The following is a 20169-nucleotide window of genomic DNA, read 5'->3' as shown; positions in this document are numbered from 1 at the left end:
CAGAAAACAGGAAGCCTTTCTGGTTTTTATCATGTTAGTTGAGTGAATTTCATAAAAGCATTCTTTAACTGAAAAACGAACGGTTATTTATAATTAAGACAGTACTCGTTTCCTACAGCATACTCCTGTTAATTTAGACAACCTCATTCGTTTTTCGGTTTAGCTTGTTACATTGTGAAATTTACTCAGTTATTATGTTTGATTAACTTTCTCTCAAGCAATTCAACAAGTTGATACATAATTGTAGCAAAAACGGCGATGATCAGCAGGGACAGCAGCACAAGCGTAAAATTAAAAACCTGGAATCCATAAATGATCATATAACCGAGCCCTTTTGCCGAGACAAGGAATTCTCCGACGATAACCCCGACCCATGAAAGTCCGACATTCACTTTTAAAGTTGAGATAATCGTCGGGAACGATGCGGGTAAAATCGCTTCCCGGAAGCACTGGTATCGTGTGGCTCGGAACGTTAGCAGGACCTTCAAGTAGTTCGGATCCACCTCCCGAAAAGAAGTGTAGACAACGATGGTTGTTATAATAACGGAGATGATCGCACCCATTGCCACAATTGATGTAAATCCAGGCCCGAGTGCGACAATCAAGATCGGCCCAAGCGCCACCTTTGGCATTGCATTCATAATTACAAGGTATGGATCCAGCACCTTGGATACCATCGGCGACCACCAGAGGATGGCAGCGAGAATCGTGCCGAGCAAGGTGCCAAGGATAAATCCAAAGACCGTTTCGGTTAAGGTGACACCAAGATTCCCCATTAATGTTCCGTCAGTAATCTGTTGTAAGAAAAGCCTCCAGATTTTCGAAGGTGAGCTGAAAATAAGCGGGTCCACCCATTGCTTCCTGCTTGCCAGTTCCCAACCAGCGAAAAAGACGAAAAAGATCGCGAGCTGGTAAAAGCTCACCCATGTTTTCTCCCGCTTTAAGGATGCGATGTATTGTTGATGAAGGAGTTTTACATTATGTGGTTTGTCCAAGGGACTCCAGCTCCTTCCATATTGTTTGGAAAATGCCTGAAAAGGCTTCATGATTTCGCGCTGCAAACGGAGAGATTGTTTTTAACTGATCTGGAATTGTAAACATACGGTGCAATCGGCCAGGATTAGCAGTAAACAGAAAAACGCGATCACTCATCGCGATAGCTTCTCCAATATCGTGGGTGACAAGAATAGCCGTCTTTCTGAATGACTTAAGCGTATGCCAGACAAGGTCCTCGAGTTTCAGCTTCGTCTGGTAATCGAGTGCCGAAAATGGCTCATCGAGCAGCAACAGCTTTGGATCTGTGGCCAAAGTTCTGACAAGTGCGACCCGCTGCCGCATTCCCCCTGACAGCTGCTGTGGAAAATGCGTTTCGACTCCATCAAGCCCCATTTGTGATAATAACTGAAAAGCATATTGTCTGCTTTCGGTGGAAAGCGATTTTGATAGTTTCAGGCCAATCAGGATGTTTTCCTCTATTGTCCTCCAGGGAAAAAGATAATCCTGCTGGAGCATGTAGCCGAATGTACTGTCTGATTCCTTCACTTCAATGCCTTCAAGAGTGACGGTCCCTTCGGACGGGTCAATCAACCCGGCAATAATCGATAAGAGCGTCGTTTTACCACACCCGCTCGGGCCCAGGAAGGTGACAAATTCGCCTTCCTTCACCTCAAGCGAAACATCGGAGAGGGCCGTGTTTGCCGATGTTTTACTAAAATACGTGTGGTGAATGTCCTTAAGCGTTAGAAAATCCATAAAGTTGGCCTCCTCTTCAATAAATTTTTAAACAGATTTACTCGCGTTAAATTTGTTTCAAAATGTAATAAGCAAAACCGAAAAACGAATTAGATTGTCTTGAATAAACCAGGAGGATTCAGTATGAACCGAATTATAATGTCTTAATTCTAATTAAGTTGTTTTTTGTACTTAAGAAAATGCTATATGAGTTTTTTCACTTAATCACTTTTTCAGCAATTTCAGTGTTTACCAGGGTGTTATGATCAATTTGTTTCGGAAGCTCACCTGCTTCTTCCATAATGTCCTGGAGATTGTTCCATTCCTCTTCATCGAGGATTGGGTCAGTAGCGAACGAGCCCTGGCTCTTGTAGCGGTCGATTGCTGTTTCCGCGATTTCTATATCTGTATCTTCAAAATAAGGCAGGATCAACTCGGCAGTAGTTTTGGCACTTTCTTTTTGAACAAATTGTTGAGCTTTATAGATGGCTCTCGTGAATTTCTCAACCGTTTCACTGTTTTCTTTGATATAGCTTTGCTTTGCCATAAAAGTGGTATATGGTACATGACCGGACTCGGTTCCGAATGAGGCGACAATGTAGCCCGCACCTTCTTTTTCAAAAACACTGGCGGTCGGTTCAAACAATTGGACGAAATCGCCCGTTCCGGAAGCAAATGCACTCGAGATATTGGCAAAATCAATATTTTGGATTAAATTCAAGTCTTGATGAGGATCAATGCTATGCTTCTTTAAGACAAATTCACCGACCATTTGTGGCATTCCGCCTGTCCGCTGGCCAAGGAAAGTCGTTCCTTTCAGCTGGTCCCAGGAGAAATTATCGATTTTTGTCCGTGAAACGAGGAATGTTCCATCTGTCTGTGTTAGCTGAGCAAAATTAATAACCGGATCGCTTGAGCCCTGGGCCTCTACATAAATAGAAGTTTCAGAACCGACAAGTGCGACATCGGCGTTGTTAGACAAAAGCGCGGTCATCGTTTTGTCACCGCCCCATGCAGTTGTCAGCTCCACATCAAGGCCTTCTTCCTCAAAAAAGCCTTTTTCAATCGCAACATATTGCGGAGCATAAAAAATCGATCTCGTCACTTCTGCTATCTTCACTTTTTCATTTCCTTCATTGCTGCAGGCGGTGAGAGGTATAATAAGTATCATAACGCAAAGCAGGATAAAGTAGATTTTGAAGCAGATTTTTTTCATAACAGGCAACCTCCTTAAGGGGTACGATAGGTTTTGTAGCAATTTACATGTTTTACGATATCGTATGAGTTGATAAAAAATGTGTGAATGCCTAGTCACAAAATTATTAAACGGTACGGAAAGCGGATTTGGCGGGGAGAATCGCAGCATTTATTTAAAAGGAAGGGGAATACAAGATGAACCACTCTGGCATGATCATCGATAAATGGAGGTTTCCATCACCAAACCCTGACATCGTGCTTTCCGTAATTACATACTATTCGGACGGGCTGAAAGTGAAAGGGCTGTTGGCCGAGCCGATTGGCGGAAATGTTTGCGAAGGCCTTTTGTATTTACGGGGCGGCATTAAAAATGTCGGCAAAGTAAGGCCGGCGCGAATTGCACAATTTGCAGTGGAAGGCTTTGTTGTATTTGCCCCTTTTTACAGGGGAAACCAGGGAGGTGAGGGGAATGAAGATTTTGCAGGCGAGGACAGGCATGATGGATTCTCGGCCTTTTGCCTCCTGCAAAACCACCCGCGCGTAAGCAGAGTTCATGTGTTCGGATTCTCCCGCGGTGGAGTGATGGCGCTCCTAACCGGGATTCAATTTCCTGAAGCCGCTTCCGTCGTTACGTGGGGCGGAGTTAGCGATATGTTTTTAACATACGTTGAAAGAAAGGATTTGCGGCGGATGATGAAAAGAGTGATTGGCGGGACACCGACGAAGTATCCTGAACGTTATCAGCTTCGGACGCCGCTGTTCGAACTTGAACGGCTTCAGGCTCCTGTCCTAATTATTCATGGTGTACAGGATAAGAATGTTTCAATTGAACATGCCTTCCGGCTTGAAAAAAGGCTGCGGGAATTGGGTAAATCGGTAACACGCTGGTATTTTGATCAATTCACCCACTATTTCCCTCCAGCTGTTAATCGAAAAATTGTCGATGATTTGACGAACTGGATGAAAACCCAACCGTAAAAACATGTTAAAATAGCAGTAAGGATAGCGTAAAGGAGAGAGAGAGATGGGCATGCCTTTCGAATTAAATACGATGATCGTGACAAAGGGAAGAGAAAAACGTCTAAAAGACAACTATTTTACGCTGGAAAAGCAAGGCTACCGCCTTTATCCGATTGATATTCCCATCGATGTCAGAAAAACGATCGAGAGTGAATCAAGCGGAACCGCAGTCATATCGAAGGTTGAATGGTCAAGCGAAAAAACGATGCTAACTTATCAGCTGGTTTCACTGAACTCAACAAACTGAGCAGGGCAGAAAATGTGCCTGCTTTTTTATTTTTATGGAAGTGTAATTCTGCAGCATTGCGAGCGTCTTATTTTGTAAAGGGGGAGGGTCATCATGGACGCCGGCCGGCACATAGAAAAATGGTTTTTTCAATACGAAAGAGACATTACAAATTACCTTGTTTACTATACAGGAAGCAGGGATGTAGAAGATATTGTGCAAGACACTTTTTTAAGAGCTCTTCTAGCGTTTCCGCGCTTCAGGAACGATGCAGATCCGAAAACATGGCTGATCTCGATTGCCAGAAATACAGCGATTGATTCTTTTCGCAGGAAAAGTCTATGGCAAAAACTAAAGCAATCGTTAAACAGCAGCCAAAATGAACCGGAATCATCTGCGGATAAAAATTTGCTGCAGAAAGAGGAACAGCTTGAATTGCATTTAGCTATCAATCGATTGAAGGAAAATTATCGGGACGTCGTCCTGTTACGGGGAATAGCTGAGTTATCGGCTGCCGAAACAGCAAGGGTGCTGGGCTGGAGTACCAACAAAGTAAATGTTACCTTTCACCGTGCTGTCCAGAAATTGAATACTTTGTTGAAGGAGGGTGCAATGGATGTCCGACCTAACAGAAAAACAGCTTCTTCAAAAGCTGAATGATTTTCAAAAGCATGAGTTGCCATACGAGAAAAGGAACAGAGTCATTACTGCGATTCGGAATAGTGATCGGCCCAAGAAAAAAACAGTCCCATATTTATGGACTGGAACCGCTGCTATAATGCTCATTATGATCATTTTCGGCCCCGCTTATTGGTTTATGCAAACACGAGATGGAGGCACTCAAACAGGGGGACCAGCTGAAACAGTGGAACCGGTCGAGCAAGGAGAAATTTTTAGTTCTGTTGATGAAAATGGAAATCTGGAATATGTGGATCAACTATACGGGATTCCGAATAAGGTTGGGGTTTTGAAGCCGGTTGAATATGACTGGGTTGCGGAGGATTATCGGAGTGTTTCTAAAATTATGATTCATTTATGGGGTGACAGTGAAAAGCTGATTGGTGAATCTTTGCGAGTAACTGGCACACACGTTGAAACAGGTATGAGGCAACATCTGGCCAACCCCAGTGTAGCGGGTGGCGTTGGGGGGAGTGATGCTCACGCGATTACAAGCTTTCAACCTTTTGAACGCCCGGGTGAATGGATTTTAACCTTCAAAGTGGGCAAAGAGAAATTCGGGGAATTTTCCGTCTATGTTAAAGAACCCTATGTACAAATAGGAAATGCCACATTATTGATTTCACAGGAAGATCTTAAACCTGCCGTTTTCGAAAATGTGTCGCTGGAAGTAGGAGGTAAAGATTTGCCGGCACAAATTGAACTCGAATTATTGAATGTTGACAATCCAGTTGAATACTATAATTATTCATTAGCAGATAAAGAAGCCTTTACGAGAGCTTCAGATAATGCAGAAATTTATTCATATAACGGGAAAATAGAGATCAAAAATAGCGGGCGCTGGCGGTTTACTGTATTGGGGCAACAATCAGAGCTTGTCGTTGTTGATTAGCAACGAGCGATTGATAATACATCTATGTGCAGCGACCTGGATTCTATCATAGGCGGCGATGTATCCTGCCTGAAGAGTATTTTATCCGCGAAAAGATAGGGGATATCCGCGAAAAGTCGGATTTATCGGCGAAAAAGTGGAGTATATCCGCGAAACATTTAGTATATCCGCGAAACTAAAAATTTATCCGCGAAACAGCGAAAACCAGGCGTAATCAACGCCTGGTTTTTAACTATTATGCTATAGGACCGCCTTTTTCTTCAATCTGAGCAGGTACTCCGGAAAATTTCTTGAAGTTTTCCCGGAATTTCGCAGACAACTCGGTTGCTTTCCGCTTGTATTGTTCCTGATTAGCCCAGGTTTTGTTTGGCTGAAGTACTTCGTCAGGCACGCCGGGAATGTGAAGCGGTATTTCCAGGCCGAAGATTGCATCTTTTGCAGTTTCGGCACTGTTTAATTCACCGTCAAGTGCGGCCTGGACCATAGCGCGCGTGTAGCTGAGCTTCATGCGGCTGCCAACTCCGTATTCTCCACCTGTCCAGCCGGTATTGACAAGAAATACCTTTGCATTGTGCTCATCAATTTTTTCGCCGAGCATTTCCGCATAGCGCGTTGCTGGAAGTGGAAGAAACGGTGAGCCAAAGCAAGTAGAGAAGGTTGCCTGCGGCGATGTAATGCCGCGCTCTGTTCCGGCCAGCTTTGAAGTATAGCCGCTTAGAAAGTGGTACATCGCTTGCTCTTTCGTCAATCTTGAGATAGGCGGCAGGACTCCGAAAGCATCGGCTGTTAAAAAGACAATCGTATTTGGATGTCCGGCAAGGCTTGGATCGACGATATTGTCTATTGCCTGCAGCTGATATGCCGCTCTTGTGTTTTCGGTTAATGTGCCGTCATCGTAATCAGCAACCCGGGTCTCACTGTTGATGACAACATTTTCTAAAACAGAGCCGAAACGGATTGCATCAAAGATCTGCGGTTCTTTTTCACGAGATAAGTTGATGCACTTCGCGTAACAGCCGCCTTCAATATTGAACACGCCATTTGGCGACCAGCCATGTTCATCATCACCGATTAAACGGCGATTCGGATCTGCAGACAGAGTTGTTTTTCCAGTGCCTGATAGGCCGAAAAATAGGGCGACATCCCCTTCAAGGCCGACATTTGCTGAGCAGTGCATCGATAATATGTTGTTTTCAGGAAGAATATAGTTCATGACAGAGAAAATCGATTTTTTCATCTCGCCGGCATATTCGGTACCTCCGATTAAAATGGTGCGCCGCTCAAATGAAATAATAATGAATGTTTCTGATGCTGTACCGTCAACGTTTGGATCCGCTTTAAAGTTTGGTGCGGAGATAATGGTAAACTCAGCTTGGTGACCAAGCAATTCCTCTTCGGTCGGCCGGATAAATAACTGGTGGGCAAACAGGTTATGCCAGGCATATTCATTAATAACCTGTATTGGCATCCGGTATTTTTTATCCGCACCTGCAAATCCTTTGAATACGAAAAGTTCGTCTTTTTCTTTCAAGTATTCTAATACTTTATTATACAAGTTGGAGAACGTTTCTTCAGAAATAGGCTGATTAACCGGTCCCCATTCAACGTTGGACCTTGAAGATGGTTCTTCGACAATGTACTTATCTTTAGGTGATCGTCCTGTGTATTTTCCCGTTGTCGCGCGTACCGCACCCGTCGAGGTTAACGATCCTTCATTGCGCTTTAATACTTTTTCGACAAGCTGGGGGACGGACAATTGTACATGGACATTATTTCCTTTTGCTAATTCGGTTAACTTATTGGATACACTAACAGAATTCATCTGATGAATACCTTCCTTTACCAATTTGTTTTTTGTTGAAAGTGATTACATCTCATGAATTAGTATAACACATTGACCGAAATAGTCTATACTATTTAACGTCTAATTATTGAACAATTTCGACAAAATTGTGGCTGCTCGAAAAATTGAGACAATGGTGTTGTTTCCGAAGTAAAATTTTATTGACAGGAGTTTACGGCTTAGGTTATGATTTTTTATTGAACGGATATTCTCTTATCCCGAGCTGGTGGAGGGTCAGGCCCAATGAAACCCGGCAACCTGCTTATTGATGGTATGGACTTCTTTTTTCTTTAGGAAGTGTATGTCTGTCGAGCAAGGTGCTAACCTGATGCAAGGATCCATTCCTTGAACGATAAGAGTGAAAGGCGCGTACATTGGACATCAACCTTTCCTCATATAAGGAAGGTTTTTTTGCGTTTACCAGGTGCCAGCTTAGTTGGTTTGACGAATAAGAGCCTGTTATCCACTATTCGGAGCGTTGAATAACGGCCAATGTGCCGGGCCCCCTTAAACGATAGTAAAGTGGGATAAAAAGCTCTTGTTTATTTCATACTACATAGGGAATGAATACCGTATCAATGTAAGGCTTAAGAATAATCACATAGATTAGTACCATGTTATGATATACCAGTTGCCAGGCAGCAGCGGATTGGGAGATTCCTTTCCGGGAAAATTGGGGTGCTGGCACTTTTCTTATGCCCTTGCCTATTATGAATATAAAAGGAGGGAATCAGATGTCAACAAAACGTCGATTGTTTACTTCTGAATCAGTTACGGAAGGTCACCCGGATAAAATTTGTGACCAAATTTCTGATGCTATTTTAGATGCCATTCTTGCAAAAGATGCGAATGCCCGCGTTGCTGCAGAAACTTCAGTTACAACAGGGTTAGTTCTGGTTTCAGGTGAAATCACTACTACTACTTATGTGGATATTCCGAAAATCGTTCGCGAAACGATTGCCGGTATCGGTTACACACGTGCTAAATATGGTTTTGATGCTGAAACATGCGCAGTGCTAACTTCAATTGACGAACAGTCTCCTGATATCGCAATGGGTGTTAATCAGGCGCTTGAAGCTCGTGAAGGCCAAATGTCTGATGAAGAAATTGACGCGATCGGAGCCGGTGACCAGGGGTTAATGTTTGGATTTGCCTGCAATGAAACGAAAGAGCTTATGCCGCTGCCGATTTCACTGGCACACAAGCTTGCCCGCCGCTTAACCGAAGTGCGCAAGGAGGAGATACTTCCATACCTGCGTCCGGACGGAAAAACACAAGTTACGGTTGAATACGATGAAAATGACAAGCCAGTGCGGATCGATACAATCGTTATTTCGACCCAGCACCATCCAGAGGTTACACTTGAGCAAATTCAGCGCAACTTGAAGGAATATGTGATCAACCCGGTCGTTCCACAGGAATTGATCGATGAAAATACAAAATACTTTATTAATCCGACAGGCCGTTTCGTCATTGGCGGTCCACAAGGGGATGCAGGGTTAACAGGCCGCAAAATTATCGTTGACACATATGGCGGATATGCACGTCATGGCGGCGGTGCATTCTCCGGTAAGGATCCGACGAAAGTTGACCGCTCTGCCGCTTATGCAGCCCGTTATGTTGCGAAGAATATCGTTGCTGCCGGCCTTGCAGAAAAAGTGGAGGTGCAGCTCGCCTATGCGATCGGTGTGGCCCAGCCTGTGTCGATTTCTATTGATACATTCGGAACAGGAGCAGTTGATGAAGACATCCTAATCAATCTAGTCCGCAACAACTTCGACCTTCGTCCGGCAGGAATTATCAAGATGCTCAATCTCCGCCGCCCGCTTTACAAGCAGACAGCAGCTTACGGACACTTTGGCCGTAACGATTTAGACCTTCCTTGGGAGCGTACAGATAAAGCTGAAACCTTGAAATCTCAAGCTCAATAACTGAACAATAAGGGAGTTGCATATGATGTGTAACTCCTTTTTTCTTTTTTCGTCTAATGATACAGGACGATATTTGGCATGGAATGGAAATAGTTCCCTTGATTTCCCGTTGATTATTCCTGAAATGCTCTGCCTTTTTACAATGATTATGGTACTATTAGATAGTATGTATTTATAAAAGAACAATTCTCACGAAGAAATGGAGTAGGTGAAGTACATAATGTGTGGTTTTATTGGTTGTGTACATGAGAAAGCACAGGCTTTTCAAGATGATCAAAAACAACAATTTAAAAATATGAACAAGATTATTACGCACCGCGGCCCTGATGATGACGGTTATTATTTTGATGATCATATTCAGTTCGGGTTCCGCCGGTTGAGCATAATAGATATCGAAAGCGGCCATCAGCCATTAACCTATGAAAATGAACGTTACTGGATCATTTTCAATGGGGAAATTTATAACTATGTAGAGCTTCGCGACGAGCTGCTGAATGAAGGATTGTCATTTGCAACCCATTCAGATACTGAGGTAATTATTGCCCTTTACAGCCATCTAAAAGAAAAAGCAGTGGAAAAACTGCGTGGCATGTTTTCCTTTGTAATTTGGGATAAGCAAGAGGAAACTTTATACGGCGCCAGAGATCCGTTTGGAATTAAGCCGTTCTTCTACTTCGATGACGGGGAAAGAACATTCTTTGCGTCAGAAAAGAAAAGCATTCTGCTTGCACTTGAAAATGACGTTCTCAATTATGAGGCGCTCCAGCATTATTTAACCTATCAATTTGTCCCTGAGCCGGAAACGATGTCAGAGGGAATCCGCAAACTGGAACCGGGGCATTATTTTATAAAAAAAATTGGTGCACCGATGGAAATGACGCGCTATTGGAAAGCGGCCTTCCGTCCGGTCCAACAGTCGGAGCAAGATTACATTAAAGAAATTAAAGATGTTCTTTTCGATTCGGTTAAAATTCATATGCGAAGCGATGTGCCGGTAGGGTCTTTCCTGTCAGGCGGAATTGATTCTTCGATTATTGCTTCAATCGCTAAAGAATTTCATCCGGCTATTAAAACCTTCTCGGTTGGATTTGAACGAAACGGCTTCAGTGAAATTGATGTGGCAAAAGAGACGGCTGAAAAGCTGGGTGTCGAAAATATTAGCCATGTGATTACCGCGCAAGAATATATGGATGAACTGCCGAAAATCATGTGGCATATGGATGATCCTCTTGCCGACGCGGCTGCCGTGCCGCTGTACTTTGTGGCGCGGGAAGCAAGAAAGCATGTCACTGTGGTGCTGTCGGGTGAGGGTGCCGACGAATTGTTCGGAGGTTATAATATTTACCGGGAGCCGCAGTCACTTGAAGTTTTTAACAAAATTCCGCGGACAGGTAAAGCGATGCTGAAAGGAATTGCCCGCATGATGCCGGATGGCATGAGAGGTAAAAGCTTTATTGAAAGAGGCGTCACTCCAATGGAGGAACGCTATATTGGCAATGCGAAAATGTTTACGGAGGAAGAAAAACGCGACATCCTTAATGTATATAACAACCGTTTAAACTATAGGGACATAACAAAGCCGTTATATGAAGAAAGTGATGGCTATGATCCAGTTGACCGGATGCAATATATTGATATTCACACATGGATGCGCGGCGATATTCTCTTGAAAGCTGATAAAATGACGATGGCTCATTCACTGGAGCTGCGTGTTCCATTTCTTGATAAAGCCGTGTTTGAAATTGCTTCGAAAATTCCAACCAGCCTGAAAACGGCAAACGGAACAACGAAGTATATTTTACGGAAAGCTGCTGAAGGAATTGTTCCCGATCATGTGCTGAACCGCAAAAAGCTTGGCTTCCCTGTTCCAATCCGCCACTGGTTAAAGGATGAAATGATTGATTGGGCGAAAAAAATGATCCGCGAAAGCAACACGGACCATCTCATTAACAAACAATATTTATTGAACCTGCTTGATGACCATTGCCAAAATAAAGCGGATAACAGCCGGAAAATCTGGACGGTGCTGATGTTTATGCTTTGGCACGATGTGTATGTCGAGAAAAAGTATGCGTTCCAGACAGAATTTGAAATGAAAAAATCATATCAGACCTCTATTGAAAATTAATGAAAACCCAGGCCCTTTTGCAACAAAAGGGCTTTTGTCTTTTATGATTTGTTTCTATGCAAAAGGTCAATTCTTTGGTACAAGAATTGACCTGTCAAAATTACTGCATCGTTATTAACGGGATAGAAATGTGATTGCCTGGCTTCCCATTTGCACCCAGGCCTGTTCAAAGTCGGTGATGGGTGCTTTTTTATTTTTTTCGCCGCTAAGCGGGTCATTAAAATAAACAAAATCTTGATCATAACCGGTGATCAGCACGGAGTGTTCCCTGGCAGTTACCTTGACTTGTCCGGTTGGTGTGTTCCACGTTTGAAATTGGCTGTTTTCAAGCTTTTTATAGCGAGTGTTTGTAATTACCCACACTGGTCTGCCGTCGGAAAGGTGAATTTTTAACTCTTCAAAGCGGGAGCCGGTCATATCAAGGATTTTCCCGGGCAGGTACGTTTCTGCTAATTGTGCAATTGGCTCGTGGTAAACGCCGAGGCCGGGTTCATGATAAGAATACATGCTTCCGACAAAGCCGTCATGCGGGTTACCGAAAAAGATTTGTCCCCCAGAGATTTGGAAAGGAGTAGGATCTTTTTTTATCTGCTCAGCAAGCGTCATTTTATCCACCTGGACGTTTGCGGCCTGAAGGAGCATCGCTAGGCTCGTTACTTCGCAGCCGCGCGGCAGCTCGGGAAATTGTGATACAGCAGGAGCATCAAGGAGCACATTGGGCTCAATTTTAATAATCGAAAAATCGCGATCATCAGGGAGAGCCGATAGTGCTTCATTGTCAGATCTATTGACAAAATTTTTGATTGTTTCAACCGCTTTTGCCACCTGATTATCGGAGTTGTCCATTAAGAAGGCACCACAAGTAACCAGCGCGATAAACACTAGCATAAAGGCGTACTTCCAGGGACTCATTTTTTTTATAAAAGTAATCAGGAGTAGCAGAGAGATGAGCAGCAGCCCTGATATTAAAAATATATTCATCTATATCACCCATTAACAAATCTATAGGCTTATTATCGGATTGAAAGCAGTATATGTTAAGGCCTGTTATTCAATAATAAATAATGAGTTTGCTATGCTCAGGTGCCTGCAGGAAAAGTGGATTGCCGGATTCGGGAAAAATACTATTTTTTTAGGGCTTTATAATACTGGCCTTTTTCAACATACTCCCTGGAGATCCGCTCCATATCCTGCTTATCTTCATCTGTCAATTGTCTGATCACTTTTGCGGGTCTGCCAAATGCCAGACTATTAGGCGGAATCTTTTTTCCTTGCGGGACAAGGCTTCCGGCGCCGATAAAAGCTCCTTCGCCAATTTCGGCCTCATCCAAAATGATTGAGCCCATGCCGATTAATGCTTTTTGGCGAATTAGGCAGCTGTGCAGGATCACCTGGTGTCCAACGGTGACTTCATCTTCAATGATGAGTGGATGATTGGGGCTTTGATGGAGAACGGAATTGTCCTGTATGTTCACCCTTTTGCCAATAATCGTTGGGGCGACATCCCCTCTAATGACGGTATTAAACCAAATGCTTGACTCTTCTCCGATCTTCACATCCCCGGTGACGGTAACATGATCAGCAAGAAACACGGTTGGAGCTATTCGGGGTGTTTTTCCATTGTATGGATAAATCATGTTCATTCTCCTTTACTGTTATCTTACAATTTGATTTTACCGAAAGTTTTAAAGTTTGTCTCAAAGCATTTTTAACGGTATTTACCGGAGAATATGATATATTTCAAATAGACCTATGGGCGAAATTATTTATTGTTAGTTACAGGAGGAAGATTGTATGTGGAAATGGGAAGCTGAAGGAGAAGCAAAAGCAGTTATAGTGATGGTTCATGGGGCTATGGAACATCACCGCCGCTATGGCTGGCTAATTGAGATGTGGCGTTTATCAGGCTTTCACGTAATCATGGGCGATCTTCCCGGTCAGGGGATGACAACAAGATCGAGACGGGGGCATATCGATTCCTTCGATGAATATTTAACAGAAGTAAAGGATTGGATACAGGCAGCCTACCAATTTAATCTGCCGGTGTTTCTTGTCGGACACAGCCTCGGCGGGCTTATCTCGATCAAACTTCTGCAGGAAGTGGAATTGAATATCGCCGGAGTGATTTTATCATCGCCTTGCCTTGGGCTTGTCGAATACCCGTCAAAAATGCTGAATGCAATTTCCCTCGGTTTGAATCTTATCGTTCCTTCCTTTCGGATTGATTCCGGGTTAACGGTCGACATGGCAACACGTAATGAGGACGTCCGCGATGCCGATTTAAATGATTCTCTTTATATCACAAAAGTGTCGGTAAGATGGTATCGCGAAATGATAAGTGCGATGAAGGAAGTATATGAAAATATGGAAGCAACCCAGGATATTCCGATGCTTGTCATGCAAGCCGGGAATGACAAAATAGTCAACAAGGCCAACGTTAAGGATTGGTTTAATCAAGTTCCCCTTTCCGAAAAACGATTTAAAGAATGGCCAAACTGTTACCATGAAATTTTTAATGAACCGGAACGTGAAGATGTGTTTGAATATGCGAAGGATTTCGTGATCAGCCAATTAAAGGTGATTGGCTATCTGGTTTAACGGAGGGTGAAGAAATGTCGATTCCTATCGAGCCGCTCAGCTTAATGTCAAAAGTGTACAGAAAAGTATTTCCGGTAGTACATAAAGAGCTGAACTATTGGAAGGAGCGGGCTGCTAGCATCCCCAATCAGGAACTGCGTAAACAGGCACTCGCAAGCATCCAACACAAAACATTTCATTGTGAGGGCGGCGCAATTCTGGCTTTGCTTGCAAAGGAAAATTATAAAGAAGCGATTCGATTTATAGTGGCTTATCAAACGATCAGCGATTACTTGGATAACCTTTGTGACCGAAGCACCTCGCTCGATCCTGCTGATTTCCAGGCTTTGCATGAATCGATGGCAGATGCGTTAACGATCGGGGCAGAACCGAAAAACTATTATCGTCTAAGACAAGACCAGGACGATGGCAATTACCTGGCCGACCTTGCCGGGACGTGTCGTGAAGTGCTTTCCAATAGCAGAAATTATTCACTTATAAAATCACATTTGCTTGAATTGTGCCGTTATTATTGTGATTTGCAAATTCATAAACACGTCGCAGTTGATGAAAGAGTGGAACGCCTGCAAATATGGTTTGACGATCACAAGGGCGCAATGCCCGAAATGGAATGGTATGAGTTTTCTGCGTGCTCAGGTTCCACGCTCGGTATTTTTTGTTTAATCTCCTATGCAATGAGCGCGGGTTTCCGTGCTGAAGATGCAGATATTATCAAAAACGGGTACTTCCCGTACATACAAGGATTGCATATACTACTCGACTATTTCATTGACCAGGAAGAGGACCTTGCCGGCGGCGATTTAAATTTTTGCTTTTATTATGATGATCAAGAAAAAATGTTCAGCAGATTGGAGCATTTCCTGAGCGAGGCAGATCGTCATACAGATAATCTTCCCCATAAACGCTTCCATCAATTGATCAATAGGGGGCTGCTGGGAGTCTATCTATCGGACGAAAAGGTCCGGCAGCAGAAGCGTGTCCGCAAGCTTGCAAAGGCAATGATAAAAAAGGGCGGGTCAGTCAGTTTCTTTTTTTACATAAACGGCAGAGCATATCGAATGATGCAAAAGTGGATGCCGATCGGTTTAATGCGATCCTTATTAAATAAGCTTTAATATGAATGTAAAAACGGAGCAGATGATTTCATGCTCCGTTTTTTGCTACCTTTTTTCGATGGCAATGATAAAAGGGGGATTATTCTTTTGGTTGATAAATCGATATTGAAGCACGTGGGCGATATTTTGATCAAGCTCCTGCAAGTATTGAAGAAGTTTGTCGCGTTCAACCCCCCCTTCCTGATGTCCGTGATAAATAACAAGAACGATGATCCCCTCAGGTGCGATAATCTCAAGCAATTGTTCGACAGATGCAATGGTTGTCTCTGGCCGGGTAACAATTTCTTTATCGCCGCCCGGTAAATAACCCAAATTGAAGATGGCGCCTGTAATTCTTCCATGATCGGCGGCCGGAATGGCGTCGATTATATGCTGGTGACCTTTATGAAACAGGGTGGCACGGTCAAGCAAGTCATGCTCAGCAAGCCTCGCTTTGCTTGCAAGAATCGCGTTCTGCTGAATATCAAAACCGTAAACCCTTCCCTCAGGACCGACAAGATTTGCCAAAAAAAGTGCATCGTGTCCGTTGCCAAGCGTTGCATCTACAACGATGTCCCCCGGCTGAACCGCACTAATCAATAAAGTTTTCGCAAATGGCAAAATTCGTTCAAGCTTCATCATTAACCCTCCAATGCGACTTTTCGGATCAAGGGCATGATACTAAAGCACTTTCACTGTTTGATAGAGCTTGCCCTGCCAGCTGTTCCGGCGCTTTAGTTCCGTATCAATTGAATTTAACACTTCCCATTTATTGACGCTCCACATCGGTCCGATCATCAAGTCAATCGGGCCGTCCCCTGTGATTCGATGGACAATCATTTCAGGTGGTAACATCTCGAGCTGGTCACAAACCAAGTTTACGTAATCGTTGAACGGCAGAAATTCGAGCATTCCTTTTTCATATTGCTTCACCATTGGCGTTCCTTTAAGCAAATGAAGCAGGTGAATTTTTATTCCCTGCACATTCAACTTGGCTACTTCCTCCGCTGTTATCATCATCATTTCCGGTGTTTCAAGGGGAAGGCCATTAATAATATGTGAGCAGATGCGAATTCCATGCTTTCTCAGCTTGGCAACACCGTCCTTGTAGCATTGAAAGTTATGGGCGCGGTTAATTAAAAGCGCTGTCCGTTCATGCACCGTCTGTAAACCAAGCTCAACCCACAAATAAGTTCTTTCATTCAATTCTGCCAGGTACTCTACAACATTGTCCGGGAGACAATCAGGCCTTGTTGCGATCGAAAGCCCGACAACCCCATCTTGCTGAAGTGCTGCCTCGAACTTTTCCCTTAATACCTCAACAGGGGCGTGTGTATTCGTGAATGCCTGAAAATACGCCATATACTTGCCGTCTTTCCATTTGTGGTGCATTTTTTCTTTGATTTTGAAAAACTGTGTTTCAATATCCTCGGCCCTGTTTCCGGCAAAGTCACCGGAACCGGCTACACTGCAAAATGTGCAGCCTCCATGCGCAACCGTCCCGTCCCGATTCGGGCAATCAAAGCCAGCATCTAAAGCAACCTTGAAAACTTTATGTCCAAATGTTTGTCGTAAATGGTAATTCCAAGTATGGTAGCGTTTATCATCAGCTGAATAGAAAAATCGGCTATTCTGAATCAACCTTAGCTCAACCTCCGTCAAGTACAATATACATAAGAAAAATTGTAGCATGATGTCTTTCTTTATCCAAATGAAAATCCTGCTATTACGGAGTATTCTTCAAGATGGGACCGGCATAACAATGTTATGTAGCAGCTTAAAAACCGCTGAAAAACCAAGAAAATCTGAGAAATGAACCATTTTTATGGACAAAACGCGGAAAAATAAAAAGATAGACAGCATAATCGATTATTTTTGATGTTGAAAGCTGATTTGTCTTTTCTTATATTAAAAGTGTAAAAAGTTATTCCAATTCTGTTGGGAGGGGATAGGTATGACAGATGCGTGTATTTATTGCGGTAAAGAACTCGCTTTCTGGCAGAGAGACCGTCCTTACTGTACAACGTGCAGGGCAGCTGTGGAAGAGGCTTACATCGATTATCTATACATGAACGAATACGATTACGACCCCTATTTTTACGACAGAGATGATCTCAGAGAATATGAGGACAAGTTTTAAGTTGTAACAAAAACTGCTTATTTTTCATACGGATTCAAAAAGGAGGATTCAAAGATGGCTACAAAAGCAGGACGCAGACGCAGAGCAATCGAACGCTTCCTTCAAAAAGAATTTAAAAAGACGGGTCTCCAGGCAACCAGGACAATCAAGGTCGACAACAGAAACAATTTACCCGATCTGATGAAAAGAGCAGAATCAAGTGAAACACCAGTTAATCCTTTGTGATATCAATAAGGAAATCTACTTGTGAAAGATAGTTTCTTATCGGAGGCGATAACTATGTCGTTAATTCCATTTGAACCATTTCGGCATCTTAATAATATGAGAAGAGAATTAAATCACTTCTTCTCTTCCGATTTTCCTTCGCTTACAACTGGTTTCAATCATGACTTTGGCGTTCCGAAAATCGATGTGTATGAAACGGAACATGAAGTGGTTGCTACATGTGATATTCCGGGCCTGGAAAAGAAAGAAGATGTGAATATCAATATTGATACGAATGTTCTTTCGATTAGCGGCACAATAAGCCGGGAAAATGAAGTCAAGGAAGAGAATATCCACCGGAAAGAACGCTTTTCCGGACGCTTCCAGCGTACGATCAGTTTACCTTCCCGTGTTTCCACAGAAGGTGATGCGAAAGCAACGTACAAGAACGGTATCCTCGATATTCGCATGCCTAAATTAAATGACCAAAACGGAGATCAGAAAAAAATTGATGTTGAGTTCCATTAATTTTCCTATCGTAAAGGGCAAGCCAAAAAGTCACATTGGGTGACGTTTGGCTCGGCCCATTTTTTTGTTAATTTACATGCAAAATAAGGAGAATTATTGATTAAGCTTGAAAAGAAACTCATCGACCGTCTTGTTGAAAAGATCTGTCTCTTCAAGAAACGGGCAATGGCAGCTATTTTCAAAAATAATCAGCTCGGAATTCGCGATATGCTCATGTAAATACTCCCCGGCGGCAACAGGGATCAACTTTTCCTCTCTGCCAAAACAGAGGAGAACAGGTTTTTGTTTCGTTGCCAGCATCGGGCGGTAATTGACAATCGATTGGTCAAAGAGGATCGCGCTGGCGATTGATTCGGGCATCTTCGTGTTGTCCCTCATTACCTGGATGAAGGACACTTCCGAAGGTTAATCACCCAATGTTGTGCTTCATTACCTGGATGAAGGACTTTTCCTAAGGTAAATCAGCCAATGTTGTGCTTCATTACCTGGATGAAGCACATTTCCCAAGGTAAATTACACAGTTTTGTCGTTCATTACCTGGATGAAGGACATTTCCCAAGGTAAATCACCCAATGTTGTCCTTCATTACCTCGATGAAGGACATTGATATTTCAAAAATGGGTGCGAAAATGTATTGCTCAGTTTCCTAAAAAGCACTAGAATTATTCTGGTGTTCGAAATACTTTTATGAAAAGGAGCGTTTTTCATGCCGCGTCCATTATGGCTTCTTGTTATCGGAATGGCAGTGAATGTAACAGGCTCTTCTTTTTTATGGCCTTTAAATACCATCTATATTCATGACCATTTAGGCAAATCCCTGTCGGTTGCCGGAATTGTGCTGATGCTTAACGCAGCAGCAAGTGTGGTCGGGAATTTATACGGCGGCAGCCTTTTTGATAAAATTGGCGGCTATAAATCTATCCTTCTTGGAATTGTCATAACCGTTTTGTCTTTAATTGGCTTAACGTTTTTTCACAGCTGGATTTTCTATGTGTTCTTTCTAACCATAATAGGCTTTGGTTCGGGAATTGTCTTTCCATCGATGTATGCCATGGCTGGCTCAGTTTGGAAAGAAGGGGGAAGAAGGGCGTTTAATGCGATTTATGTTGCGCAAAACCTTGGTGTTGCAGTCGGGGCCGCTCTCGGCGGGCTCGTCGCAGCTTATTCGTTCCAATTAATTTTCCTCGCTAACGTACTGATGTATATCGTCTTTTTACTGATTGCTGTTTTTGGCTACAAAGGAATTAACGCTGATCCCGCAGCCCAAACAACAATTCTGAATGAAAATAGTCCAATTAAAAACCAGGCAAAACTTTATGCCTTGCTGATTCTGTGTGCGGGATATTTATTGTGCTGGGTCGGATACGTGCAATGGCAGTCGACGATTGCTGCCTATACGCAGGAAATCAATATTTCATTGGAGAAATACAGCTTGTTGTGGACGATCAATGGTGCGCTGATTGTCATTGCGCAACCGCTTATGAATAAAATGGTGAAGCATTTCGCAAAGACGTTAAAGTCGCAAATCATCATCGGTATCTTTATTTTTATTAGTTCTTTCATTGTCGCTTCCGGAGCAGATCAATTTACGGCATTTGCGGCTGCAATGGTGATCATGACAGTAGGTGAAATGCTGGTTTGGCCAGCCATCCCGACGATTGCCCATGACCTCGCACCAAAAGGGCGGGAAGGCTTTTATCAGGGAGTCGTCAACAGCACAGCAACCGGCGGCAGAATGATCGGTCCATTGCTTGGCGGAATTTTGGCGGACTTATACGGGATGCCGATCCTGTTTGCCGTCCTCATCGGATTATTTGTCATCGCCATTTTCACAACGATTATTTATGATCGCAAAATAAAGGAAACAAAACACTTGGCAGTACATGCCTCTTAATACTGTAGGATTAGCCACCTGTGCGGACTTCAGGTGGCTGATTTGATTTATCCGCGAAACAGATG

General features: G+C 43.2%; 21 protein-coding genes and 1 riboswitch. Of the genes, 12 read left to right on the top strand and 9 right to left on the bottom strand.

The genetic code is table 11. The features are described 5' to 3' along the window. Window positions 1-185: 185 nt before the first annotated feature. The 3 genes from CU635_RS06700 to CU635_RS06690 form a co-directional block, all read right to left on the bottom strand. Window positions 186-995 (bottom strand): ABC transporter permease, encoded by an 810-nt coding sequence (locus tag CU635_RS06700; RefSeq protein ID WP_245917357.1) that lies wholly within the window; start codon window positions 993-995, stop codon window positions 186-188. Further along, the gene (locus CU635_RS06695) at window positions 979-1752 is read right to left on the bottom strand and encodes an ABC transporter ATP-binding protein (RefSeq protein ID WP_101576402.1); all 774 of its coding nucleotides are present in this window, start codon (window positions 1750-1752) and stop codon (window positions 979-981) included. The genes CU635_RS06700 and CU635_RS06695 overlap by 17 nt, the downstream gene beginning before the upstream one ends. 196 nt (window positions 1753-1948) lie before the next feature. Beyond that, a complete protein-coding gene (locus CU635_RS06690) occupies window positions 1949-2947 on the bottom strand; it encodes an ABC transporter substrate-binding protein (RefSeq protein WP_101576401.1) in 999 nt (332 codons plus the stop codon). Window positions 2948-3123: 176 nt separating this feature from the next. Here CU635_RS06690 and CU635_RS06685 point away from each other — a divergent pair, with 176 nt between their 5' ends. The 4 genes from CU635_RS06685 to CU635_RS06670 all read left to right on the top strand — a co-directional run bounded on the left by CU635_RS06685 (window position 3124) and on the right by CU635_RS06670 (window position 5744). Further along, window positions 3124-3906: an alpha/beta hydrolase family protein gene (locus tag CU635_RS06685; RefSeq protein WP_101576400.1), complete on the top strand. Its 783-nt coding sequence runs from the start codon at window positions 3124-3126 to the stop codon at window positions 3904-3906. 46 nt (window positions 3907-3952) lie between these two features. Beyond that, window positions 3953-4195, top strand: coding sequence for a DUF2584 domain-containing protein (locus tag CU635_RS06680; RefSeq protein WP_101576399.1), 243 nt, complete (start codon window positions 3953-3955; stop codon window positions 4193-4195). A gap of 93 nt (window positions 4196-4288) precedes the next feature. Further along, window positions 4289-4834, top strand: a complete 546-nt coding sequence (locus CU635_RS06675) for an RNA polymerase sigma factor (protein ID WP_101576398.1) — start codon at window positions 4289-4291, stop codon at window positions 4832-4834. Continuing rightward, entirely contained in the window at window positions 4791-5744 is a 954-nt protein-coding gene (locus CU635_RS06670; protein ID WP_101576397.1) for a hypothetical protein, read from the top strand. The genes CU635_RS06675 and CU635_RS06670 overlap by 44 nt, the downstream gene beginning before the upstream one ends. Before the next feature lie 235 nt (window positions 5745-5979). Here CU635_RS06670 and pckA read toward each other — a convergent pair whose 3' ends face one another. Further along, a complete protein-coding gene (gene pckA, locus CU635_RS06665) occupies window positions 5980-7566 on the bottom strand; it encodes a phosphoenolpyruvate carboxykinase (ATP) (RefSeq protein ID WP_101576396.1) in 1587 nt (528 codons plus the stop codon). A gap of 231 nt (window positions 7567-7797) precedes the next feature. Further along, window positions 7798-7946: riboswitch (SAM riboswitch) on the top strand. Between the two features lie 375 nt (window positions 7947-8321). On the opposite strand from pckA, the gene metK reads away from it, so the two are divergent. Both metK and asnB read left to right on the top strand, forming a co-directional pair. After that, a complete protein-coding gene (gene metK / locus CU635_RS06660; protein ID WP_101576395.1) occupies window positions 8322-9518 on the top strand; it encodes a methionine adenosyltransferase in 1197 nt (398 codons plus the stop codon). 220 nt (window positions 9519-9738) lie between these two features. After that, complete coding sequence (asnB, locus tag CU635_RS06655; RefSeq protein ID WP_101576394.1) at window positions 9739-11646, top strand: asparagine synthase (glutamine-hydrolyzing); 1908 nt, start codon at window positions 9739-9741, stop codon at window positions 11644-11646. Between the two features lie 114 nt (window positions 11647-11760). Here asnB and CU635_RS06650 read toward each other — a convergent pair whose 3' ends face one another. Further along, window positions 11761-12627, bottom strand: coding sequence for a C39 family peptidase (locus CU635_RS06650; RefSeq protein ID WP_101576393.1), 867 nt, complete (start codon window positions 12625-12627; stop codon window positions 11761-11763). Window positions 12628-12770: 143 nt separating this feature from the next. Then, complete coding sequence (locus tag CU635_RS06645) at window positions 12771-13283, bottom strand: gamma carbonic anhydrase (protein WP_101576392.1); 513 nt, start codon at window positions 13281-13283, stop codon at window positions 12771-12773. 157 nt (window positions 13284-13440) lie between these two features. Here CU635_RS06645 and CU635_RS06640 point away from each other — a divergent pair, with 157 nt between their 5' ends. Together CU635_RS06640 and CU635_RS06635 are read left to right on the top strand one after the other, a co-directional pair. Further along, on the top strand, window positions 13441-14244 hold the full coding sequence (locus CU635_RS06640; RefSeq protein WP_101576391.1) for an alpha/beta hydrolase: 804 nt from the start codon (window positions 13441-13443) through the stop codon (window positions 14242-14244). A 14-nt stretch (window positions 14245-14258) separates the two neighbouring features. After that, the gene (locus tag CU635_RS06635) at window positions 14259-15359 is read left to right on the top strand and encodes a tetraprenyl-beta-curcumene synthase family protein (RefSeq protein WP_101576390.1); all 1101 of its coding nucleotides are present in this window, start codon (window positions 14259-14261) and stop codon (window positions 15357-15359) included. Between the two features lie 45 nt (window positions 15360-15404). Here CU635_RS06635 and mnmM read toward each other — a convergent pair whose 3' ends face one another. Together mnmM and mnmL are read right to left on the bottom strand one after the other, a co-directional pair. Beyond that, entirely contained in the window at window positions 15405-15977 is a 573-nt protein-coding gene (gene mnmM / locus CU635_RS06630) for a tRNA 5-(aminomethyl)-2-thiouridylate-methyltransferase MnmM (protein WP_101576389.1), read from the bottom strand. 42 nt (window positions 15978-16019) lie between these two features. After that, complete coding sequence (mnmL, locus tag CU635_RS06625; protein WP_101576388.1) at window positions 16020-16979, bottom strand: tRNA modification radical SAM protein MnmL/YtqA; 960 nt, start codon at window positions 16977-16979, stop codon at window positions 16020-16022. Between the two features lie 313 nt (window positions 16980-17292). Here mnmL and CU635_RS06620 point away from each other — a divergent pair, with 313 nt between their 5' ends. Genes CU635_RS06620 through CU635_RS06615 form a run of 3 tightly spaced genes read left to right on the top strand, consistent with a single transcriptional unit; the run spans window position 17293 to window position 18210 of the window. Beyond that, complete coding sequence (locus CU635_RS06620; protein ID WP_101576387.1) at window positions 17293-17478, top strand: hypothetical protein; 186 nt, start codon at window positions 17293-17295, stop codon at window positions 17476-17478. Window positions 17479-17532: 54 nt separating this feature from the next. Next, on the top strand, window positions 17533-17703 hold the full coding sequence (locus CU635_RS23255) for a hypothetical protein (RefSeq protein ID WP_180956477.1): 171 nt from the start codon (window positions 17533-17535) through the stop codon (window positions 17701-17703). A 54-nt stretch (window positions 17704-17757) separates the two neighbouring features. Then, the gene (locus CU635_RS06615; RefSeq protein ID WP_101576386.1) at window positions 17758-18210 is read left to right on the top strand and encodes an Hsp20/alpha crystallin family protein; all 453 of its coding nucleotides are present in this window, start codon (window positions 17758-17760) and stop codon (window positions 18208-18210) included. 93 nt (window positions 18211-18303) lie between these two features. Here the strand turns inward: CU635_RS06615 and CU635_RS06610 are convergent, their stop codons facing one another. Further along, window positions 18304-18570: an alpha/beta fold hydrolase gene (locus tag CU635_RS06610; RefSeq protein ID WP_373270833.1), complete on the bottom strand. Its 267-nt coding sequence runs from the start codon at window positions 18568-18570 to the stop codon at window positions 18304-18306. 346 nt (window positions 18571-18916) lie between these two features. Between CU635_RS06610 and CU635_RS06605 the strand changes: the two genes are divergently transcribed. Further along, window positions 18917-20104 carry an MDR family MFS transporter gene (locus CU635_RS06605; RefSeq protein ID WP_101576385.1) on the top strand — a complete coding sequence of 396 codons (1188 nt, stop codon included), beginning with the start codon at window positions 18917-18919 and terminating at the stop codon, window positions 20102-20104. Window positions 20105-20169 lie beyond the last annotated feature (65 nt).

Source organism: Bacillus canaveralius, from assembly GCF_002860125.1.
Classification (GTDB): Bacteria; Bacillota; Bacilli; order Bacillales; family Cytobacillaceae; genus Bacillus_BJ; species Bacillus_BJ canaveralius.
This window is presented reverse-complemented; position numbering and strand designations above follow the sequence as displayed.